The 22,788-nt window shown below is 43.6% G+C and carries 22 protein-coding genes; 17 read left to right on the forward strand and 5 right to left on the reverse strand.

Translation table 11 applies throughout. The features are described from left to right. The first annotated feature begins 81 nt into the window (after positions 1-81). Both AC1XUE_RS03955 and AC1XUE_RS03960 read left to right on the forward strand, forming a co-directional pair. The gene (locus AC1XUE_RS03955; protein ID WP_483354625.1) at positions 82-486 is read left to right on the forward strand and encodes a response regulator; all 405 of its coding nucleotides are present in this window, start codon (positions 82-84) and stop codon (positions 484-486) included. Between the two features lie 55 nt (positions 487-541). Continuing rightward, complete coding sequence (locus AC1XUE_RS03960; RefSeq protein ID WP_483354626.1) at positions 542-970, forward strand: EamA family transporter; 429 nt, start codon at positions 542-544, stop codon at positions 968-970. A 162-nt stretch (positions 971-1,132) separates the two neighbouring features. Here AC1XUE_RS03960 and lhpI read toward each other — a convergent pair whose 3' ends face one another. Further along, the gene (lhpI, locus tag AC1XUE_RS03965) at positions 1,133-2,080 is read right to left on the reverse strand and encodes a bifunctional Delta(1)-pyrroline-2-carboxylate/Delta(1)-piperideine-2-carboxylate reductase (protein ID WP_483354627.1); all 948 of its coding nucleotides are present in this window, start codon (positions 2,078-2,080) and stop codon (positions 1,133-1,135) included. Between the two features lie 68 nt (positions 2,081-2,148). Beyond that, a complete protein-coding gene (locus AC1XUE_RS03970; RefSeq protein WP_483354628.1) occupies positions 2,149-2,373 on the reverse strand; it encodes a hypothetical protein in 225 nt (74 codons plus the stop codon). A gap of 138 nt (positions 2,374-2,511) precedes the next feature. Between AC1XUE_RS03970 and AC1XUE_RS03975 the strand changes: the two genes are divergently transcribed. Together AC1XUE_RS03975 and AC1XUE_RS03980 are read left to right on the forward strand one after the other, a co-directional pair. Beyond that, positions 2,512-2,703: a cold-shock protein gene (locus AC1XUE_RS03975; protein ID WP_483354629.1), complete on the forward strand. Its 192-nt coding sequence runs from the start codon at positions 2,512-2,514 to the stop codon at positions 2,701-2,703. Positions 2,704-2,818: 115 nt separating this feature from the next. Next, complete coding sequence (locus tag AC1XUE_RS03980) at positions 2,819-3,733, forward strand: lysophospholipid acyltransferase family protein (RefSeq protein WP_483354630.1); 915 nt, start codon at positions 2,819-2,821, stop codon at positions 3,731-3,733. A 183-nt stretch (positions 3,734-3,916) separates the two neighbouring features. Here the strand turns inward: AC1XUE_RS03980 and AC1XUE_RS03985 are convergent, their stop codons facing one another. Together AC1XUE_RS03985 and AC1XUE_RS03990 are read right to left on the reverse strand one after the other, a co-directional pair. Beyond that, complete coding sequence (locus tag AC1XUE_RS03985; RefSeq protein ID WP_483354631.1) at positions 3,917-4,123, reverse strand: hypothetical protein; 207 nt, start codon at positions 4,121-4,123, stop codon at positions 3,917-3,919. A gap of 101 nt (positions 4,124-4,224) precedes the next feature. Further along, on the reverse strand, positions 4,225-5,058 hold the full coding sequence (locus AC1XUE_RS03990; protein WP_483354632.1) for a transglutaminase family protein: 834 nt from the start codon (positions 5,056-5,058) through the stop codon (positions 4,225-4,227). A 463-nt stretch (positions 5,059-5,521) separates the two neighbouring features. Between AC1XUE_RS03990 and AC1XUE_RS03995 the strand changes: the two genes are divergently transcribed. The 4 genes from AC1XUE_RS03995 (at position 5,522) to AC1XUE_RS04010 (ending at position 8,631) form a co-directional block, all read left to right on the forward strand. Further along, positions 5,522-7,216 (forward strand): 7TM diverse intracellular signaling domain-containing protein, encoded by a 1,695-nt coding sequence (locus tag AC1XUE_RS03995; RefSeq protein WP_483354633.1) that lies wholly within the window; start codon positions 5,522-5,524, stop codon positions 7,214-7,216. A gap of 261 nt (positions 7,217-7,477) precedes the next feature. Beyond that, entirely contained in the window at positions 7,478-7,894 is a 417-nt protein-coding gene (locus tag AC1XUE_RS04000) for a hypothetical protein (protein WP_483354634.1), read from the forward strand. A 275-nt stretch (positions 7,895-8,169) separates the two neighbouring features. Further along, positions 8,170-8,346: a hypothetical protein gene (locus AC1XUE_RS04005; protein ID WP_483354635.1), complete on the forward strand. Its 177-nt coding sequence runs from the start codon at positions 8,170-8,172 to the stop codon at positions 8,344-8,346. Between the two features lie 93 nt (positions 8,347-8,439). Beyond that, positions 8,440-8,631, forward strand: a complete 192-nt coding sequence (locus tag AC1XUE_RS04010; RefSeq protein ID WP_483354636.1) for a hypothetical protein — start codon at positions 8,440-8,442, stop codon at positions 8,629-8,631. Between the two features lie 46 nt (positions 8,632-8,677). Here the strand turns inward: AC1XUE_RS04010 and AC1XUE_RS04015 are convergent, their stop codons facing one another. Then, positions 8,678-10,141, reverse strand: a complete 1,464-nt coding sequence (locus tag AC1XUE_RS04015) for an outer membrane beta-barrel protein (RefSeq protein ID WP_483354637.1) — start codon at positions 10,139-10,141, stop codon at positions 8,678-8,680. A 553-nt stretch (positions 10,142-10,694) separates the two neighbouring features. Between AC1XUE_RS04015 and AC1XUE_RS04020 the strand changes: the two genes are divergently transcribed. The 9 genes from AC1XUE_RS04020 to AC1XUE_RS04060 all read left to right on the forward strand — a co-directional run bounded on the left by AC1XUE_RS04020 (position 10,695) and on the right by AC1XUE_RS04060 (position 22,767). Beyond that, on the forward strand, positions 10,695-11,432 hold the full coding sequence (locus AC1XUE_RS04020; protein ID WP_483354638.1) for a tyrosine-protein phosphatase: 738 nt from the start codon (positions 10,695-10,697) through the stop codon (positions 11,430-11,432). Positions 11,433-11,637: 205 nt separating this feature from the next. After that, entirely contained in the window at positions 11,638-12,465 is an 828-nt protein-coding gene (locus AC1XUE_RS04025; protein WP_483354639.1) for a polysaccharide biosynthesis/export family protein, read from the forward strand. 16 nt (positions 12,466-12,481) lie between these two features. Beyond that, entirely contained in the window at positions 12,482-14,863 is a 2,382-nt protein-coding gene (locus tag AC1XUE_RS04030; protein ID WP_483354640.1) for a GumC family protein, read from the forward strand. A 561-nt stretch (positions 14,864-15,424) separates the two neighbouring features. Further along, complete coding sequence (locus tag AC1XUE_RS04035; protein WP_483354641.1) at positions 15,425-16,753, forward strand: UDP-glucose dehydrogenase family protein; 1,329 nt, start codon at positions 15,425-15,427, stop codon at positions 16,751-16,753. A gap of 111 nt (positions 16,754-16,864) precedes the next feature. Next, the gene (locus AC1XUE_RS04040) at positions 16,865-17,263 is read left to right on the forward strand and encodes a four helix bundle protein (protein ID WP_483354642.1); all 399 of its coding nucleotides are present in this window, start codon (positions 16,865-16,867) and stop codon (positions 17,261-17,263) included. Positions 17,264-17,625: 362 nt separating this feature from the next. Continuing rightward, on the forward strand, positions 17,626-18,630 hold the full coding sequence (locus tag AC1XUE_RS04045) for a mannose-1-phosphate guanylyltransferase (RefSeq protein ID WP_483354643.1): 1,005 nt from the start codon (positions 17,626-17,628) through the stop codon (positions 18,628-18,630). A gap of 296 nt (positions 18,631-18,926) precedes the next feature. Continuing rightward, positions 18,927-20,072, forward strand: coding sequence for a GDP-mannose 4,6-dehydratase (gmd, locus tag AC1XUE_RS04050; RefSeq protein WP_483354644.1), 1,146 nt, complete (start codon positions 18,927-18,929; stop codon positions 20,070-20,072). A 165-nt stretch (positions 20,073-20,237) separates the two neighbouring features. Further along, positions 20,238-21,794 (forward strand): lipopolysaccharide biosynthesis protein, encoded by a 1,557-nt coding sequence (locus AC1XUE_RS04055; RefSeq protein ID WP_483354645.1) that lies wholly within the window; start codon positions 20,238-20,240, stop codon positions 21,792-21,794. Next, positions 21,778-22,767: a nitroreductase family protein gene (locus AC1XUE_RS04060; RefSeq protein ID WP_483354646.1), complete on the forward strand. Its 990-nt coding sequence runs from the start codon at positions 21,778-21,780 to the stop codon at positions 22,765-22,767. The genes AC1XUE_RS04055 and AC1XUE_RS04060 overlap by 17 nt, the downstream gene beginning before the upstream one ends. Positions 22,768-22,788: the final 21 nt, after the last annotated feature.

The raw sequence follows: 22,788 nt of genomic DNA on the forward strand, positions 1-22,788 counted from the left end.
GCTACCATTCAAATGCCCAGACCCTGACAGCTGGAACGAATATTGTAGTAAATGAGAATGAATTGGTACGTTAACTGAAATATGATGAGTACAATATCCTGTCTGTTGATTGACGATGATGCAGATGAACATGAGATTTTCATGATCAGTGTAGAGAAGAATTTCGATTGTTCCAGCTTCTGGAGTACCTTCAGTATACCGCAAGCCATTGCCAAATTTGAAACAGAGCAGGCTCCTCTGCCAGACTATATTTTTCTGGATTGGGGAGTTATCCGTCATGATCCTATAGGCAACCTGGCACTACTCAAAACAACTTTCCCACACCTGGCCCACCGGATATGCGTCATGTCGGGCGTAATACCATTGGCAGATCCCTCACAATTTGGGATAGCCAGGTTTTATAAGAAACAGGATTCGATCGAAGCGTATGCACAGATGATAAAGCAAATCATCAATGCAGAAAATACCCTGGCGGATGTTATTTAATCTGATCCTGCTGGATAGAATTGACATATACGAATCATAAAACTTTCATGTTTGCATGTGGTTAATTTGGGCGATACTGGCTGCCGCATTTGCAGCCCTGGTAGTGGTTTTGACAAAAGCGGGTCTTAAAGATGTAGATTCCAGCCTGGCGTTTGCCATACAGGCTGTACTGATCATCAGCATTACATGGGGCGTTGTCGCATGGCAGGGCAATTTTTCGGAGATCCGTCAGATTGAACCCAAAACATGGCTATTGATAACGCTAGCAGGTATCGCTACTACACTTTCTACACTCTTTTCTTTCAAAGCACTGTCCCTGGGGAATGCTTCATATGTTACTACTGTAGAAAGATCTTCGCTGGTAATAGCCATTATTCTTTCTGTGATCTTTCTGAAAGAAAAGCTCAGCTGGCAACTCATTGCAGGCTCCATTCTTATCATTAGCGGAGCCATACTTATTGCACTGTCGGATACCTCCAACTAATCTGCTTGCTTAGTCCAACTCACAGATACGTGACTGCTGTTACATAAACAGCATCCCTGTATCGTGAAAGCGTTTCTGATGCAAATGCCGGTAATAAACCTGAGAAGTAAATTTTCGACCATCCCATTTAATTTGGGAATCATATCCATATGCTGTGTACATTTAGCCCTGATCCTCTCTGTAGCACTGATATACCAGAAGCGCGGCAGCAAGATCCTCGATAGCGAGTCCGGCCGATTTAAAAAGCGTAATTTCCTGCCCGCTTTTTCTGCCCTTGTGAATACCCTTTACCAATTCCACAATATCTGCCTGCACGTCAGTTTCCGAAATAATACCAGCTTCAATCGGTAATGCCAGCTCCCCTGTTTCATGTAGTGCCCCTATTCGTGAATCCACAAAGATGGTGCTTTTGCGTATGGCATCATCGTCTGTTTCACGGGTATCAGGCTTGTGCGAACCGATCATATCCAGATGTGTTCCTGGTTGAACCCACTCTCCTTTGATGACCGGCGTTTTGGATAACGTCGCGCAGGATATGACATCGGCCTGACGGGCAGCGTTCTCCAGATCATCCACCGGCAATATATCTATCCCGTCTTTTTTGAATGCAGTAACAAATGCGGCAAGCTTCTGCGGATTACGCATCCACACACTGACCTTTTTGAAGTTTCTGACCGACATATGCGCCTGAACCAAATGTCTGGCTACCCCTCCGCCCCCCACTATCAACAGATGCTCGGAATCTTTGCGTGACAAAAAAGAGGAAGCCAGCGCAGATGTACATGCTGTTCTGCGCGAGGTAAGCTCGGCACCATTCATCAGCGCCAGCGGCTGGCCGGTTCTGGCATCGCTTAAAATGTACTGCGCATAAATGGATGGCTGGTTTGCTCTGGCATTTCCCGGAGCCACAGTCACCTGCTTCATTCCTATGTAGTCCTTATTCCATACCGGCATCAGAATAAGCGTATTAGCGTCTCCGTCCTGATTGGTATAGAAATGATGATGTCGTAACGGCATGGTATAATCAGACAGAAAAATCGCTCTGAGGCTTTCTATCAAACGATCATAAGCCAAATACGAGGCTATATTTTCTTGCGGTATGATTAACATATTGCTGATTGATTTAAAATCTGAATCTCAAATATAGGGCTATTAGCTGGTGAACATGTTGCCAGTTCTTAACCTGATACATACATATCTTGATCAGTACCGCGGCTCTGAGACCACCATATCGAGCATAAACCGGAAGAGAAGGTTATACCGGCAACTTTATTTTTAATGCGCACTTTTGTGGCTGCAACAAGCGGAATTCTTAGAAGTTTCCGGCCCAAAAGCGCACCCATTTCCTGGTAGATATCAGCATCCACTCTGTTGAATGTACATTTCTGAATACTTATATGCATCCAGTCCAGGAGCAGTCCAAACCCGTTACCTGTGAAAAATGAACATGTAAAAACCAGAATAAAATTTTATATTTTAAACCAAAATTAGTTATTGTCAAAATTTTATTCTAAATTTGAATAATTATTTAAAATTATATTATGAACAAAGGAACAGTAAAGTTTTTCAACGACACAAAAGGATTCGGATTCATTACGCCTGAATATGGCGGAGAAGATGTTTTTGTACACACAAGTGGTCTGAACGATGACATTCGTGAAAATGACAGTGTATCTTACGAAGTTGAAAACGGCAGAAAAGGACTCAATGCAGTTAATGTAACAGTTATCTGATACGACATATTTTGCAGGTTAAGAACACCTCCTTGTGAAAGGAGGTGTTCTTTTTTTATAGCCCTTTCCATTTAAAACTGGAAGAGCATTCATTTTTCTTAAACCGACCTGATTCATGAAAACCAATTCATCTCAGTCTGACAGCTACCGGACTATACGTGCTCGGTCGATGCATCTGACTGGTCAGCTATACACACAGATTCTTTTTGGAACTGCCAAGGTGGTTTCCCTGTTGATTTTCCTGCTTCTTCGGCATGTGATCGCCTACAGACGGGATGTGATCAAGAAAAATCTGACTGTATCATTTCCTGCGAAGTCTGAGTCTGAGATTCGTGGATTGACCACCGATTATTACCATCACATGAGCGATTTGGTCGTTGAACCATTTCTTTTCTATCTGGCTCCTTCGGTGATAAGAGGCAAGCTGGCTACCTATACAAATCCCGAGATGCTCGAATCGCTCTACCTGGATAACAAACACCTGGTCCTTTTTGCATCGCATTACGGGAACTGGGAATACCTGATTAATTTGCCGGAAGTAACCAGTTATCAGGTTTATACAGCCTATTCTCCGATTAAGAACGGAATGATCAATAAGATTTTCATAGGCATGCGATCCTTTCACGGCGTCAAGCTCATTCCCAAAACAGGTTTTTACCGAAAGGCGTTGTCGCTCTTCAAAGAATGTTCAAATCCAAAATTAGTGATTGTGATTGCCGATCAGAGGCCTGCCCCCGGAAGCGGCAAATTTCATATTCCGTTTCTCGAACAACGCACCCCTGTTCAGATGGGTGGTGAACGCATAGCGGCTTCTACCAATGCTACTGTGGTATATGTGGAGTCCAAAAAAACATCACGTTTCCGGTATGATTACACCTTTACGCTCATGGAAAGTACAGATACTGTCGTTCCACTCAATCTGACAAAGGCATACTACCAAATTTTGGAGAAGAGTATTTTCCTTGCTCCCGGTTACTGGCTTTGGTCGCATAACCGCTGGAAGCGCCAGCCTACCACAACGATCGGATAAAGCTGCTCTCAATCACTCCCGGCAGGCAAATGGTCACCACGCTCTGACCGGACCCAACTGGCCGGCGACCGTGATGACCATTTGAAAGTCATACTACCAGGATGTTTCGACCAATTGCTGGTCTTGATTCATTTCAGCAAACGCTGCTAGGCCGTTTGCTTATTATTCATCAGAGTAACACGCTTAATTTTCCAGAGGAAATCTTCCACTATTTACAGCGCGAACCGGGATAAGCTGAGTTGAATTATTCGTGAATATATTCTGATACATCCCGTTTGTCTTGCTACCAAAACGCGAAAGTAGTGTATCGCTAAGGACAGTCACCGTATTTACGGTTTGCGAGACAATATCGCGGATTGTAACACTGGTCATGTTTTTGAAAATTTTCATAGGATTAGTTTTGTTTATTGTGATTATTTGAAATTTATACGTGGTATTCATCGGTATTCAGTTTGTAATATTTTCATTGCATCACGCTGTCCGCGACCGTATCAGCTTATATGCACCGTCGACCAATAGTTCATCGTTGAAATACACGGGTCGGTTGTTCCCTGCACAGGAGCGGTATCTTCAGGGGCCGGCCCAACGGATAAGGCGATGTGCAAATTACTGGTAAACAATCCTGATGTGGTATCCAGACCTATCCATCCGGCTCCAGGTATAAATACTTCCGTCCAGGCATGCAGGTCTACGATATGACCGTCTTTGGTATCTTTTTGCACCAGATATCCGGAAACAAAACGGCTTGCTACGCCCAGGTGACGAAATACTTCCACAAGCAGCCAGGCTGAGTCCCTGCAAGAACCTGAACTGATCTGAAGCGTCTGTTCACAATGCTGTACGCCCTGCTCAAATCGCTGGTTATAATTAATCTTCTCGTAGATCGATTGCGTGAGTTGTGACAGTAGACCCAGCGTATCGCCACGATATGCCCTGGCTTCTTCCACAAACGTGGACAGCAACGGACCATACTCATTGGTTCTCAGATAAGGCAGCAGCGCTTCCTGTATGCGCGCAGGATACGTAAAGGGAAATACCTGTACCTGCTGATCAATTAGAAAATTGAACGGATTATGTATCTGAGGCTCTATTTCCAGTTGCACTTCTACAGACATAGCATCCAGCTTTCCCTGAAAATTCACCCTTGCCACTTTATTTCCATACACATCCTGCTGCCAGAAAATCTGTTGAGCAGGTTGTACACTGAAAAGATATCTGTGCGGGAAGTCCTGAACTGAAACGTAGGGAGCAAGCCGGAATAAATGCGGCGATAGCAGTACACCTCTATCATATTGATACTGCGTCTTATGAACTATGGATATCATTTGTTTATCAATTTATCGGCCTTCTTCACATTCAGGTATTCAACACGCTTTTCGGGCTACCTGACCTGACAATCTTCTCATCCGACATCATCTCTTTGTTTCATTGTAAGGTAGGACTTAATAATGGATATTAAAGCTTTTGTTTGCCTAAATAAATCATTGAAATTCACTGCATTTCCACCTGAATCCACGATTGCCGTAACATATCTCACCCAAAGCCTTACAGACAGTCTTTTCGATGGTTAGCAGAGCGCATAAGACAGGCAAAACAGATGTTTGTATCAGGCAAGCCAAAGACGTGATCTGTTGAAACACCCAGGTTGTAGGTTAGCATTGATGTAATTGCTTGTAGCAATGTTGAATTTCGTACATTCGCTTCCTTCTTTAAAAGCCGTGCAATTTGTTTAGGATAGTCCTGATCGCCATCTTCACCTGTCTGGCAGGTAGGTGCTTATGCCAAACCATGTTTCCATTGCCAGCCGACGGCAAAGGAAAACAGTTATTTGGTTCTATCGGTATCACCGATGACCATGATTACATGATCAACCGTCTGGTTTCCGACACCAGTCTGGTGTTCCGTCCTATTGCCGATTCTGTGAAAACAGGTCGTCAATATTGGCTCAAAATCGTCGTTGATAACCCCAATCATGCCTCGCAGGATTTCGTTGCCGCAATAAGTCCTCAACTCAATAACAGACTGTATTATTTTGATCCTGATCAGCAGCGCTGGCTTACCAGCCAAACGGATGCTGTCAACAATACCGGATCCCGGCTCCGAGGAAGGCACCGGCTCAGCTTCCCGGGCAAGTACACGACCGTTCTGTATGTAAAAGTGGACTGTAAAGACATGACATTGGTCGACCAGGTGAAGCTCGATGTTTCTTTTCAGTCGGGTGATCTGGCAGCCGCGCACGAACAAGCCATCTGTACGGCATGGATTTGCTGCATGATCGTCATGCTGTTGTTTGTGCTCAGCAACCTGTATATCTATTGGAGCTTTAAAGACAAAGCCGTGCTCTATTACATGCTTGCCCAGCTGGGAGGCATGGTTTATATTACGACCTACCGATGGATTTTAAATCTGTTTTTACCGTCGTATCTATTTAATGTGGATTTCCATGAAATAATCACCTATTACGATTTAAACAAGGTCATTAACCATCTGTCCATAGCCGTGGTCTTGTATGCCATTGCGGCTTTCACCCGCATTTTTCTCCATACGAAAGTCAATCTGCCCATGCTGGACAGCCTACTTCGAAAAAGCGTACGTGCTTACTGGATTTTTACCGTGGTTGCGATTGCTGTGAACGTCGCCGGTTATAACCTCGAACACTACACAGTTAACTTCGACAACCTGGTTTGCATTCTGCTGATCGCGCTCATTATGGCCGCCGGGATATTCTCCTATGCAAAAAAAATCCCATTCGCGGCCACATTCATCCTGGCCAATGGACTACCCTTTGTATTTATCCTTGCCATTCCCATTTCACATCTGGTCGTGGCCATGCCAAATACAGAAAACTTATGGATACCTGAGCTGGCGATCATCTCCCAGGCGCTGGGTTTCTCCGTAGCGCTGGTCGCGCGGACACGCACCATACAAAGCGCGTTGTCTACAGCGCAGCTCAGCAACCAGCAACTGGCATTTGACCTGAAAGAAACCAGCTACCAGGTTCAGGTGAACCATTTGGAAATTGCCAAAGCGAATGCGGATGTCAGCGCTGAAAAGGCCAAAAATGACCTGTTGCAACAGACCCTGCAAACCAACCAACGGGAATTAGCCGCCTCTACGCTGCATATGATTCAGAAAAATGAACTGCTCAGTCATCTCAAATCACAACTGCAGGTATTGAGCCGTCCGAACCCAAGCACCGCCCAGGGCATGCGCGCGATGAGCTCACTGATCGACAGCAGCACACAGCTTGACTCCGACTGGGCCAGATTCAAGATCCATTTTGAACAGGTACACCCGCACTTTTTCGAAGAACTCAAAGCCCGGCATCCTCATCTGACCACCCGGGAAACAAGGCTCTATGCCTACTTTCACATGAAGCTTTCACACAAAGAGATCGCGGCTTTACTTAACATTGATCCTGCCAGTGTGCGCAGGGCAAAAACCAGGTTGTTTAAAAAAATGGCATTGCCCGAAAACGATTGATCCTACAAGCCGGTACGCCGGTATTTAATTGCGCATTTCGATAAGTTTATATCCTTGCTATACAGCTTCTTACCCCAGCTGTCTACGCTTTGTCTACGCCCTGTTTTTGGTCTTCCCTGAAATTTTGATCTGATTTGTGCATCGTTAAAAAAACGTAATCCTCCTCTATCAATTCGTCATCACGCAGGGGTCATCATACCTAAAGGCGCCTGCGTTAATTCAACCAGTTTGACTGTAACTAATAAACTCTGCCTGTTTCAAATGATTAAAAGATTGCTTTTACTTGCCGCTCTGCTGATCGCCAGATACCATTTTGAAACACTCAGTAAGTGGGCAGGCGACATGTTACAGCCTGTCAGCGAAACGCAGATGGGCTGGTATGAGAGATCGGGTCATGACAAAAACCGATACCTCTATCCTGTGATGCAACATGTCCGGGCCGCATTCGACATGGAACGCGCTGCGACAGACACATCAGGCCATCCAACAAATCCGCATCGCGTAGATATGTCCACCGTGCGTGCACTGGAAAAAAGAACCCGTGCATTGCAACAGGAAAATCAGCGGCTACGCGACAAGTTGAATCATCGTATGCAACACGAAGAGGATATAGATGATAGCAGGCTCAATCCGGATGAAGAGATGATCAGCAGACATCAGGCCATGACGATCCGGTGATCCCGAATGTGCGCCTGCTTATCCCTGGAGTATATATCCGGCAAAGGACTAATCTGCTTCCAATACCTATCAACTTCCCTTTCTGGTTGACAAACCGCTTAGGATACCGCGTTCTGATCTTCTAATGCCGCTATCAGCCTTTGTCCTCTCCAACGGCTGCTTCATCACGTAAGCAGCCCGCCCCGTCACTATTGATTTTTTAGCTGGTTTTCATGTGCCACTTTTGTATTGTCCTCAGACAGAGGCACCAATCCAAAACACAAAACAATCTGATCATGAAAATTGCGACTCAATTACTTTCTATCATCCTGCCAGCTGTATCTGTTTTTAGCTGCTCAGAACCAGCTGCCATTTCACCAGCCACGCCTCATGCAATCCAGCCAGCTACTTATCCGGTAACACCTGGTGCAACCAATCTTGATGCCAAACATACCGTACCCGCACTACAATAGCCCAAAGCTTATCAAACCAAAGTTCGGCGATTAGCGCAAACAAACAGCCGACAACTGCTATACCCGAAAAATTCCCTATTAACCAAAGACAACATGAAAACGCTGCTCAGAATTTCTTTATTTGTCATGATGATATCAGCCCTATGCAGCTGCTCGGAACCAGCTGCAATAGCGCCAGAGGATGTATACTATATCAATCCTGAGATCACACCTTCGGTGATCAGCGGGTCAGAGGCGCAAACTTCTACCCTGTTGAACGCAAAATCGGGTAGAGCATCAAACTGAAACCAGTACAACGCCCTACCCGATCAAAAATAATCCGGCTATTTAATCAGAGTTTAAAACCTACTGTAGCCCTGAGTACATTGTTTTTACTGTTGCTGTCCTTGATAAAACGGCTCATGCCCCACTCATGTGACAAATCGATGGTCAGAATACCAAATTCTATACCGATTCCTCCGGCAAGGCCATAGGAGAACTCTTCGATATTGTCTTTATCGAACTGAGACTGGTTGTCGTTGTCTACAGCGATCACATAGTTACCGGTCGCGCCACCTTTGATGTTGAATTTGAAGAAACCACTGTTAGCTTTGGTCAGGTACAGACCTAATAACAAGGGCACTTTCAAAGAGTGGATACGCGGACCATCCAGCAAAGGAGCGGTAGACAAGCTGTCCGAGTCGGTGAACCTCAATGAAGAGTTAAAGTAATGCACCCCCGGCTGCACAAAAAACCTTCTGGTATGCATTCTAAAGTCAAGACCTGCATTCCAGCCCGTTCTTCCGTCTGCTTCGTTGTTGGAAAAATCCGCTTTGAAATCAGAAGCGTGCACCCCTACCATCGGGATCACCCACATACCTGATTTACGGGGCTGCTTTTCACCGAAACGTTCCTTGAAACCTCCGCGGCGCGCTTCAGGTTGTCTGGCATCTGATCCGGGCTCGAAGCTGTCCTGATACATGCGTGTATTTCTCTGCTTCTTCCAGGCAAGAAATTCCTCATAATCGCTTCGCTCTCCATCGCTCATGCCCATCGTCGGACGCGCCGGAGCAGGAGCTGCCGCTTCGGGTTTTTTCTCATAGTCTGAAGGAATGATGATGTTGTTGATGATGATATTAGGCTGCCCGCCTTGCTGAGGATAATTCCTGTAGGTAGATTCCACTACCTGTTCTGTAATGCTTTTTACCGATTCCCGGCTCATCGATGGACTGCCTGTCTGGATCGGATTGTTGATCTGCTGCGCAGGCTGCGGCGGATTCACGCCTGCTGGTGCAGACTGCGCTGGCGGCGCGATAGGTGTAGCCGCTGCGTTCACCGGAGCCGCAGGAGTTGCTGCCCCTGCATTAGACAAAGTTGCTACCTGACCCGAGAGCTTTGATTCCTGCTCTGTGATCTTTTGTTGCAGAGAAGTAATGTCTGCATATAATTTTTCCTGATTGTCAGCAGACTTGCGTGCATTCTTGGCGTCACGTTCCGCTTTTCTTGCTGCCGATCTTGCCGCATTGGCCAGTTTCTTATCCTGTGCATTGGTGCTCAACCTGGCGGCAGCCTGCTGGTTTTCCCTTGCAGAAATGCTTGCCTTTTCTGCTGCTTCTCTGGCCTCTTTGGTTTTGTCCTGGTAATCGTTTTGCATTTTGGCCAGTTCCAACTTTTGCTTATTGAGCTCCTGCCCGTCTTCAAGATGTTGTTTCTGCTGTTCAAGTACCTTCACGGAGTCCGTCGATACCACCTGCGCATTCACTGCCCCTCTACCCAAAAGAAGAACCATCGCTACTGTTAGAAATTTAAGTTTCATAGCATATGTTTAGTTTGTTTCTCTGCTTTTACTAAACTTTTATGCCATGGTCACACTACTACCACAAAAAAAAGACCTTATCCGGCTTCGATGGAAGCATAGGTAGGGCCCTGAAAAACCGGCCTATCCCATATACCGTTCCTGCTTTGTCATGCACTTCAGCAAGACTTTGTTGATTCTTGAAAAAAGTCAAAAAGCAAATGGGCAGACCCACTGCTCATCAACCGGTTTCTCCTATGTAAAGTGATAAAAACCAGGTTGGCAACGGGGCTTTTTATAGGATATAGTGGACAGCACTAGACCCCATACGAACGCTAGCCTATCATTTCTCTGGAAGATCTTACCAACAAATTCGACAGACATGTCTCAACTATTTGAATCATCCAAAAGAAAAGTACTATTATACATTTTGATTATACTCTAAACAAATTCCAGAGATAATTCTGTGATGTGTCGTTTTTTTTAACTTAAATTTGTCCATTACTTAACTAAAAATTCTGGTTCCGACTTCACTGGTTTAACCCTCCCCAATGAACGATGTACCAAACGATGTATGCTCAACTGGCTATTTAATAAAAATAGAAGTAAAGAAGTCAATCTGTCCCATATAGGGCTGGATCTGCACTCGCACCTGATCCCCGGTATCGACGACGGTGTTGAAACCATTGAACAATCCGTGGAGATGCTTGCTAAAATGCAGGAGCTTGGCTTTAAAAAAGCGATCACTACCCCCCATGTCATGTGGGATATGTACAAAAATACCCCTGACACCATTCTTCATGGCCTGGCTGACATCCGCTTGGCCGCCAAAAACGCCGGCCTCACCATCGAGGTAGATGCAGCTGCAGAGTACTTTATTGATGAGCACTTTGTAAGCATGCTTACCAACGGCGACAAGATCCTGACCCTTCCCGGTAACCGGGTGCTGGTGGAACTTCCTTACTCCACGCAGTTGATGAACACTTCAGAAACACTATTCTATATCATTGAAAAGGGCTACCGTCCCGTGCTGGCGCATCCCGAACGTTACACCTATTTTTACTCGGATCCTTCCGTGTATAAGAAGCTGTGCGACCAGGGCTGCGAACTGCAGGTAAATGTGCTTTCGCTGAGCAGTTATTACGGCGATAATGTACATAAAATGGCTACATACTTACTCAAGCAGGGCCTCATTACTTACCTCGGTACGGACGCCCACCGCTTACAACATTTGGATTTAATTAATAAGACCAATAAAGACGGCTGGTTGGATAAGTACAATTTTCAAAACGAAAAACTTTTAGAAGAATAATTCACTATATTAGAATATATTCTACATTTGTAGTTATTATTAAAAAATTATTGCTACAACCGTGCTCGTGAAGTAGCCAAAAATCTTAAAGTCATGCATTTTAAACGAGTCTTGTGCGTTGCCTGCAATGCCGAAAATTCATACGATTATATGCTTTTAATCCATACAAACTAACTAGTCCATCCTCAACAACAGACATTACTTCATGCGTCGTTTTTCAAAATTGATGATCAAATTTACTTCCCTGGCATGTGTTGCCGGGCTTTTCGCGTTGGGGCTTACCACTTCCTGTGTATCTCCTAAGTCAATTGTATATTTCCAAGGAGACAGCACCCGGTACTATTCTCAGGAGATCAGCCAGAAGTATGTACCTGTTTTGCAACCTCATGATCTGCTCTCTGTTGTCGTAGGAAGTTTAAGTGCAGAGGCGAATGAGGTATTCAATATGCCAAATATGTTTACCACTACCAGTACCAACTATTCAACTACTGGTGGAGGTGCGAGGATTCAACCGCTTGGTTATCTTGTAGACACAGATGGTACGATCGAATTGCCATTGATTGGGAAAGTGAAAATTGGTGGACTGAGAACCACCGATGCTGCAGATACCATAAGGATCAGATTGGGTGCCTATTTGAAGGAGCCTAGTGTTGTAGTACGGAATCTAAACTTCAAAGTATCCGTATTGGGTGAAGTTAAGAATCCGGCTATTTTTGTCATACCAGATGAAAAAATCACATTACCTCAGGTGCTAAGTATGGCAGGAGATATGACGATTTACGGTAACCGTAGCAATGTGATGGTGATCCGTGAGGAAAATGGGAAACGGGAATACGCACGCATCAACATGACCTCTCGTGAGATCTTCGATTCTCCTTACTACTATTTGAGAAAGAACGATGTGATTTATGTCGAACCTGTGAAATCTAAAATGCTTGATACCGACAGCCGTGTACGTACCGTTCCGCTCATCATTTCCATTGTGGGTGGTGTAAGTACCCTAGGTATCCTGATTATGAATCTTACCCGTTAAACTCGCTCAACCGATCATGAAAAACCAGTCTAATGATATGCAGCAGGAATTCTTTGAAGAGGATGAGCAGCAATTTGACCTGAACGCCTACATCAGGCGTTACTTCCGGTATTGGTATCTGTTCCCGATATTCCTGGGCATCACGCTTACTGCGGCTTTCTTCTACCTGAAGATCACCCAGCCGGTGTATAGTACGAAAACCACCATTCTGATTAAGGATGAGAAAAAAGGTTTGGGCGGAGCACAGGGAGATATTTTGACGGAGTTAGGCTCCCAGTTTGGAGGCAATAAACTGGTAGAGAACGAAATTGAGATCATCAAGTCTCAGAACTTGATGGAGCAGGTAATCAAAGAGCTGAGCCTGGACGTATCGTATTCTTCCAAAGATGGCCTACGTACCATCAACCTGTATGGTGCATCCCCTGTGATCGTGAAACCAGAAGTTATCACGGACTACGGCATGGAAGAGCCGATGCTGCTTCGCATGGTAGACAGCACACATTTCAAATTCAATAACGAAGATAAGATATTTACATTCGGCCAACGCTTCAATAACCAATGGGGTGCTTTCATCGTGCAGAAGGGAACTGCATCTGACTTTGAGGATATCGAGGTGGATTTCACCGACTCTAAAAAGTTGGCGGAGGGGATGTTGGGTAAACTTACCGTTCAACAGCCTAACATTAAAAGCACAGTATTGGAACTGGTTTATGAGGATGTCAACATCCGCCGTTCCAAAGATGTATTGAATAAGTTGTTGGACGTGTATGTACAGTCCTCTCTCAACGATAAAAACGGTGAAGCAAGTAATACCCTCAAATTCATAGAAAATCGTCTCGGACTGATCACTGGGGAACTCGGAGATGTAGAGAAGGACGTTGAAACGTATAAGACCAATCAGGGTCTGACAGACATCAGTACCGAATCACAATTATTTTTGCAGAATATCAAAGAGAACGATGCTAAATTGAATGAAGTGAGTACTAAGATCAGCATCCTGGAAAGTGTTGATAACTTTGTGCAAAATGCAGAAGCAGGTGCGGTGGCCCCTGCCACCTATATGATCGATGATCCTGTATTGGTATCATTGCTAACCAAATACAATGAACTGGAACTCCAGCGCGAGCGATATGCCCGTACCACTACGGCCAAGAACCCCTTGCTCGAAACTATTAATACGCAGCTGGAAGGAACCCGCCAGGCCATCCGCGAAAATGTGCAGAACCTGAAACGCGGGATGGCGGTGACGAAAAATAACCTGGAAGGTATTAATACCCGCTTTTCAGCCGGTCTGCGCAGCATTCCTAAAAAGGAACGTGAGTACGTAGGGATTAAACGCCAACAATCCATCAAGGAAGAATTGTATTTGTATCTATTGCAAAAAAGAGAAGAGACGGCATTGGCATATGCTTCAACGGTAACAGATAGTCGCCTGATTGATGCCCCAATTACTACAATCAAACCCATCAAGCCAAAAGGTAGTGTTATATGGCTAGGTTCATTAGTTATAGGCCTTATCATTCCTACATTGCTTATAAATCTTATCTTTTTGTTGAACAACACGGTTCAGTCCCGAGATGAAATAGAAAAACGTACGACCTCATCCGTTTTGGGTGAGATCGGTTTGATGAAAACGGTGAAAGGCGAACCTGCATCGGAGTCTATCATTAAAATGACCAGCCGCTCCGCAGTAGCAGAACAATTCCGTGCTTTGCGTACCAATTTACAATACCTGGGCGATGGGAACTGTCGTACCATTATGTTTACCTCCAGCATCGGGGGTGAAGGCAAGAGCTTTATCAGTATCAACTTAGCAGCCAGTCTGGCTTTTTCAGACAAACGGGTGATTTTGCTGGGGATGGATTTACGTAAACCCTCTCTGCATGAGCGTCTCCAACTGTCCAACGCCAAAGGGGTATCCAATTACCTCGTAGGCCAAGGTTCGCTTGATGCGCTGATCCATAGCACAGGGGTGCATCCGAAATTTGATGTGATGGTAAGCGGGCCTATCCCTCCTAACCCATCGGAGCTGATCAGCAACGGTCGTTTGCCGAAACTGATCGCTGAGCTGAAAGAACGTTATGATTATATTCTGATTGATTCTCCTCCTTATGGCCTGGTGACCGATGCAGCTCTGATCGCAGAGCAGGTAGACGCCACCTTGTATGTGGTAAGATTTAACTATACCGTCCTGGATCACCTGAACAGGATCGGTGAATTGAAACGCAGCAAACGCTTCGCTAATTTGTCAGTGATTTTCAACGGTGTGAACTACGGTGCAGGCTACGGATACGGCTATGGTTATGGCGGCTATGGTTATGGTTATTACACCGATGACAAAAAACCGAAAGGCATGGAGTTTGGAGGAAAGTTGAAGAAATTGGTAGGGAAAAGCTAGGATAATTATTAAGGGTTTGTTATTAATGGAGTTTAAACGCAGAGGGAGAAGAGTTAATACGCAGAGTTTCACAGAGAATTACATTAATAATTTGATCCTCTCCGCGTAACTCAGCGACAACTTATTAGTACTCTGCGTTTAAAAACATTTGACACATAACACTATAACTTAACAGTACCGTAATATCGAAATACTTCACAGTTAACCTAATAAAAGTATTAATATGATATTTCTCATATTCTACACAAATGCTTTGGAGTATTATAAAAATAGTATTAGTTTCGAATGTGTTCAATACAGATAATCAGTAACATAGTGGTTACACCACTTGATATATTCTTATTTAACATCACGAAATACCCTTTACTCAACGTTATGACTATAAATTCAAATTGCCTCTCTTCCTCGGACTGGCTGGCGACGCAATCGCGGCCGGTTCCCTTACACAGAGACTCGCAGTGTTTCTTAATTGAACCAGTGAATTCTCTTTCTTTGTGGCTCTCTCAAGAGCTATATGGTTCTCTGTGTAATCCAACAAAAACACCACAAAAAAATTAACCTATGAAAATTGCAGTAGTTGGAACAGGCTATGTGGGCCTTGTAACGGGAACATGTTTTGCCGAAACCGGCAACCAGGTAACCTGTGTGGATATCGATGCCGGCAAGGTGGCACGGATGCAGGCCGGTGAAATTCCTATTTACGAACCGGGTCTGGATGTGCTCTTTGACCGCAACATCGCGGAAGACCGGCTGAAATTCACAACCGATCTGGAAGCAGGTATCCAGGATGCAGAGGTAATTTTCCTTGCACTGCCAACCCCTCCCGGTGAGGACGGATCTGCCGATTTGAAATACATATTGGGTGTGGCTAAAGACCTGGGTCCTATCCTGAAAAACTACGCCGTCATCATCGATAAAAGTACCGTACCTGTTGGTACAGCTGAAAAAGTACATGCCGCCATCGCTGCCAATGCCACCGTGGAATTCGATGTGGTGTCCAACCCTGAATTCCTGCGCGAAGGTGTAGCCGTGGAGGATTTCATGAAGCCGGATCGCGTGGTAGTGGGAACCCAGTCAGATCGCGCCAAAAAAGTCATGGAGAAACTGTACGCACCGTTGGTACGTCAGGGCAACCCGGTTATCTTTATGGACGAGCGTTCAGCTGAAATGACCAAATATGCAGCCAATTCATTCCTGGCACTGAAAATCACCTTCATGAACGAGATCGCCAACCTTTGCGAAAAGGTGGGTGCTAATGTAGATGATATCCGTCGCGGTATTGGTACAGACAGCCGCATCGGTAAACGCTTCCTGTTTGCCGGAATCGGTTACGGTGGAAGCTGCTTCCCTAAAGATGTGCAGGCACTGGCCAAAACATCGGCAGATTATGGATACGATTTCCGTACCCTTCGTTCTGTGATGGCCGTGAATGATGATCAGAAGAAAAAATTACTACCGATCGTCAATGACTATTTTGACGGAGACCTGAAAGGCAAAACCATCGCCGTTTGGGGACTGGCTTTCAAACCGTATACCGACGACATCCGCGAAGCACCGGCTTTGGAAAACATCGAAGCCTTGCTGGCAGCAGGTGCTACCATTACCTGCTACGATCCGGAAGCCATGGGCAATGTAAAGAAACTGATTCCGGGCATCACCTATTGCCATACTGCCTATGCAGCACTGGACGATGCCGATGCACTGATGATCTTTACCGAATGGCCACAGTTCCGTACACCGGATTTCGAGAAAATGGGTAAACTCCTGAAAGACAAAGTCATTTTCGACGGAAGAAACCTGTACGAGCTGGAAACGATGAAAGAACAAGGGTTCACATATTACAGCATCGGACGGGAAACAGTAGGTGTAAAAGACGCGGCAGCTGTTTGAGAGATTGAAAAAAGTTTGAAAGGGGTTTGGAAGTTTGAAAGTTTTGTTGCTGTCTTGAAAACTTTTTTCAGTGTTGCTAGTCAAAGATGGATTAACTATCAACTTTGACAAATGGCAACTGTGAAACGATTTGAAGATCTTGTATCATGGCAAAAAGCAAGAACCTTAAACCGACTTGTATTCAAAGCCTGCAAAAGTGAAAATCTGAAACATGACTACCGACTCGTCGCTCAATGGAAATCTGCAAGTGGATCTGTGATGGATAATATTGCAGAAGGATTTGACAGACAAGGGAACAAGGAGTTTATGCAGTTTCTAAGCATAGCCAGAGGTTCTCTAGGTGAAGTTCAGTCACAAACTTATAGGATCCTGGATCAAAATTCGATCACCCCTCAGGAGTTTAAAGAAATTTTTGACTGCTCACAAGATGTCAAAAATTTGATTGATAAATTGATGATGTACCTAAAAAGTACGGATATAAAGGGATACAAATACAAGAAAGAGGATTAGTGAAAGAGGAAGAGGTTTACAAATTTTTTAAAATTGTTTGGAGAGGTTAAGAAATTTGAAATGGTTTGGTGGATTTTGAAAATAGTTTGAAGGGGTTTAAAAAGTTTGAAATGGTTTGAAGATAGTTTGGAGGAGTTTAGGAAGTTTGAAAATAGTTTGGAGTGGTGCAGAAACTTCCAAACTCAAAAACTTTTAAACTGTTAAACTTACGAACATCGACACTCGAAAACTTTCAAACTCCTAATCTTCAAACATAATAGAAGTTTTTTTTACTCAACGTTAGAATAATTCAACTGGCTATTCGCTGATCGTGCGACGGTGCCAAGCCGATCGCCGACAGCTGATAGCCGAATGCCAAAACGATGTCTCAGATCATTCACGTCATATTATCCGGAGGAGTGGGAAGCCGTTTGTGGCCGGTCTCACGGAAGTCCATGCCAAAGCAGTACATCCCTATGTTCGGGGAAAAGTCACTGTTTCAACTGACTGCCGAGAGGAGCAAAAGTCTTGTCGATCAGATCCTGGTTGTAGGTAACAAAGACAACTACCTTTTGTCTCAGGCGGATATGCTACGTGCAGGTGCAGGTGATTTCACCGAGATCATCGAAGCAGCTCCACGTAACACGGCAGCAGCCATTGCATTCGCTGCTTTGGCGGTAGCGCCGGAAGACATTCTGCTGGTGACACCATCGGACCATATCATTACGGATGAACATGCGTATGAGGCTGCCGTCACCGAATCCATTGAACTGGCGAAGCAGGGTTATCTGGTAACCTTTGGCATCACCCCTACCAAACCGGAAACGGGCTATGGCTACATCGAATACAACGGAAATGAAGTAATAAGCTTCCGCGAAAAACCAAACCTACAAACGGCTCAAACTTTTCTTCAAACTGGCAACTTCTTATGGAACAGTGGTATGTTCTGCTTTCAGGCCGGTACATTTCTGGCAGAGCTGGAAGCATTCGAGCCGGAAATTCTGGAAAAGTCCAAAACCTGTTTCGACTGTCGCTTGGAAAGTTTTTTACCGGAAACTGAAACGGCACAGATCCCATCCAAAAGTATTGACTATGCGGTGATGGAACGTTCTTCCAAAATTCGCGTGGTACAAGCCCGTTTTGGGTGGTCAGACCTGGGATCGTTTGAATCGATCTGGGAACACTGGGAAGGACAGGGAGAAACACAGCACTTTAAAAACAACAACTGCGTAGTAGGTTCCAAAAAACATGTCGAGTTTCTGGGTGTAGACAACCTGGTACTTGTAGAAACGGAAGACGCCATCTTGGTTCTGTCCAAAAGCAACAGTCAGGATGTCAAAAAGATATATGAGAGACTCGAAGTAGAGAAACCGGAGCTGGTGAACTAGGAAGAAGGTTTGGAGGAGTTTAGTAAAGGTTTGAAAACAGTTTGAAGGCAGTTTGAATGGTTTGGAAAATAAGTGGAAGTTTGAATGGTTTGGAACACTTAAAACTGACAAACTTTCAAACCAGAAAACTTTCAAACTTTCAAATTAACAAACTGGAAAACTTTCAAACTAAAAAAACTCATAAACCCTCAAACTATAAATCAGATAAATGCAAAATCACGTTACGCATCACTAACAATTGAAATTCAAATAACCCGCCGACGGCCCCCAAGCCGAAAGCCGATAGCTAAAAAACAATGTCAAACAAAGTCGCTCTTATTACCGGTGTTACCGGCCAGGATGGTGCTTACCTCACCGAGTTATTGTTGGAAAAAGGATATACCGTGCATGGTATCAAACGCCGCAGCTCCCTGTTCAACACGGATCGTATCGATCATTTATACCAGGATCCACACGTAGACAACGCCAAATTGATCCTGCACTACGGTGATCTGACAGACTCGATGAACCTGACCCGCATCATACAGGAAGTGCAGCCCGATGAAATCTATAACCTGGCCGCCATGAGCCACGTACAGGTGAGCTTTGAAATGCCGGAATATACGGCCAATGCAGATGGTATCGGAACATTGCGTATTCTGGAGGCAGTAAGACTTCTGGGTTTGACGAAGAAAACAAAAATATACCAGGCATCTACCTCTGAGTTGTACGGACTGGTACAGGCGGTTCCCCAATCGGAAACCACACCCTTTTACCCTCGCTCGCCTTATGCGGTAGCCAAAATGTATGCCTACTGGATTACGGTAAACTACCGTGAAGCTTATGGCATGTTTGCATCAAACGGGATTCTCTTCAACCACGAGTCTCCCCTACGCGGTGAAACCTTTGTAACCCGCAAGATCACACGTGCAGCAGCCAAAATCGTTCTGGGACTTCAGGATTGCCTGTACATGGGTAACATTGATGCGCAACGTGACTGGGGACATGCAAAGGATTACGTAGAAGCCATGTATCTGATCCTTCAGCAGGAGGTATCAGAAGACTTTGTAATCGCCACCGGTGTTACCACCCGCGTGCGTGAATTTATCCGTAAAACCTTTGCTTTCCTGGGTGTAGAAGTAGCATTCACCGGTAGCGAAGAAAATGAAATCGGAACCATTGCCTCTGTAAACGCAGATCGTTTGGCTGAGCTAGGCATTACCACAGGCGAACACCTGAAACCAGGTACAGTCGTGCTGAAGATCGATCCAAGATACTACCGTCCTACCGAAGTTGAATTACTGATTGGTGATCCTACTAAATCTCAGGAGAAATTGGGCTGGAAACCTAAGCATACCTTGGATACTCTGATTGAGGATATGGCCACTTCTGATTTACGATTGTTCCAGAAAGATCAGTTGTTGTTGAAAGAAGGCTTCGGGGTTCTGAATTACTTTGAATAAATATAATAAACTTACATTGCTAGAGATAAATCTAACATATCCTGCAGTAAACTATTTGATTTTAGCTCATGTAACATAAAGTAATGAGTGGTTAAGGTGATGATTAATTGTATCCTTATCTACACACCAAATATTTGCACCATAGTAAATTAACGTTTTTAGTCAATGGGTGGCAACCGCAAAATATATTACAATACCGTATTTCTCTATACAAAACTACTAATAGCATCTTTTTCTGCATTGGTAGCAACCAAAATTGTTCTTGAAGCTCTCGGGATAGAAGATTTCGGAATTTTCAATATTGTTGCGGGAGTTGTAGTCATGCTTTCCTTTCTCAACGGTGCCATGTCCGTTACAACTCAAAGATTCCTCTCTTTTCATCTCGGTAAAGGAAATATAGAGTATAACAAAGTTGTCTTCCAAACGAGTAGGTTGCTCCACTCTACAATTGCAATAATGATTGTGCTTGTCATGGAGCTACTCTGCAATTTACTATTTGATTCATGGATATCGATACCAGAATCTAGAATACAAGTTGCCAAATATGTATTTCACTTTATGGTCATCAGTACATTTTTTACAATTAGTGCTGTACCATTTGATTCTATTATCAATTCCTACGAAGACATGTTTTTGGATTCTTTGATTGGGATTGCAGAGGCAATTTTGAAACTCTTAATAGCATTATTTGTAGCAAACTTTGAAACCGGTTTTGATCCCTTGCTAACTTATAGTGCTTTAACCGCAGGTGTTGTAATTTTGGTTAGAATTATTAAATCTATCTGGTGTAGGTTTAAATATGATGAATGCCGAGATTTTTCATTTTCCCGATTCGACTGGAAGTTGTTGAAGGAAATGGGCACATATGCTTCTTGGAGTTTATTTGGTTCCTTGTGCTATGTTGCAACATCACAAGGAACAGCATTAATACTTAATAACTTTTTGGGTGCAAAAATAAATGCAACTTATGCTCTCGCCAATCAAGTAAATTCTCAGATGCTAGCATTTTCGGTCCTTATGACTAAAGCGGCCAACCCTCAAATAATGAAGAGTGAAGGAGGAGGTAATAGAGAAAGAATGCTGCAACTATCGTTTCGAACCGGTAAATTTGCATCTTTTGCACTGATACTTTTAATAATTCCTTTCATTTGCGAAATGCAGTTCATTCTGCGAGTATGGCTTGATGTCATTCCCTCTTATTCGGTTGTTTTTTGTAGCTTGATACTAGTAAACTCATTACTAAATCAGATGTCAGTTGGATTAAAATCAATAGTACAAGCAACTGGGGAAATCAAACGTTATCAAACTATAGTCGGTTCAACAATACTTTTAATATTACCACTCTCATACATCGCTCTAGAACTTGGATATCCCCCTTACTCCGTACTTTTGTGCGGAACTATTATAGAGATTGTATCACTAATTCTTAGAGTAAATTTAGTAGGCAAAATTACAAATGGAATGTTGAACAAATACAATTTTATTGTTGGCTTCGTTTTTAAAATAATATTTATCTCAGCAGTTAGTTACTTAACCTGTCAAGTATACCAGCTATTCATTAGTCCATCGTTTCTCAGATTAGGAGGTACTTTCATCTTTACAACAGTTGTTTCCGCCACTCTAATATTCTTAATGGCTTTGGATAAAGAGGAAAGACAACAAATACTGAAAATAAAAAATAGCTTACTTCAAAAAATAAAAATTTATGCTAGTCCAAGTTAAACGCATAATTCCTAAAAAACTGATAATTTTTGTAAAACTATCAAGATTGTACTTCTATGATTTTATAAGATTCTTCTCTGAGTCCAACGTAAATCAAACTTTTAATACGGACCTTAAGTTAAAAGGAAAACTTACCATATATTATCATGTTATTGAAAAAGGTCTTACGATGCCAGAAACACGTTTAGGCTTTGGTGAATCTACTCTCCTAGAATTAATAGGTATGTTAAATTTGTACCTCGAAAAGGGGTATGACAATAATGCATTGGAGTTTACTCACTCGGTAGGGACTGTTAAGGAATATATGCACTATCATCAATTGCACAATCATGAATTACCAAAAGAGGTATTAGCTAAAGCACAATCACTATTCGATAAGATAAAGAACAATGCTCCTATAACTCAGCAATTCTCACATAATGAAAATTCATATTTTGAGTTTTCTCAAAGCTCTTTTGAAAAATTTGCAATGTCTCGGCATTCATGCCGTAACTATTCTGATGTGCAAGTGCCTATCGAGTTGCTATCCAAATGTATATCGATTGCACAAAAGTCGCCTACTTCATGCAATCGGCAGGTAAATCGAGCATATATTATAAAGGACTCAACTGTGAAACAGAATGTCCTCTCACTTCAATATGGAAATAGAGGATTTGGGCATCTAGCTGAAACTTTAATAGTACTAACAGCTGATATATCAGTCTTCCAAGGTGTAAACGATCGTAATGAATCATATGTAAACACTGGCATGTTTGCCATGAGTCTATTATATGCACTACATCACAATCGGATCGGTGCATGTCCTCTAAACTGGAGTGTAGATAAAGAAAGAGATAATGGGCTCCGAAAACTTCTCAATATTCCTGATAATGAGAGAATAGGTTTAATAATATCATGTGGGTATCTACCGAAACACTTCATGATAGCAAGTTCACCTCGACTGTCGCAAGATCTTATAACTAAAGTTTTCTAGTCTTCAAGGCTAAAAGACACA

It is taken from the genome of Dyadobacter sp. HNCC25DJ187 (assembly GCF_056895255.1).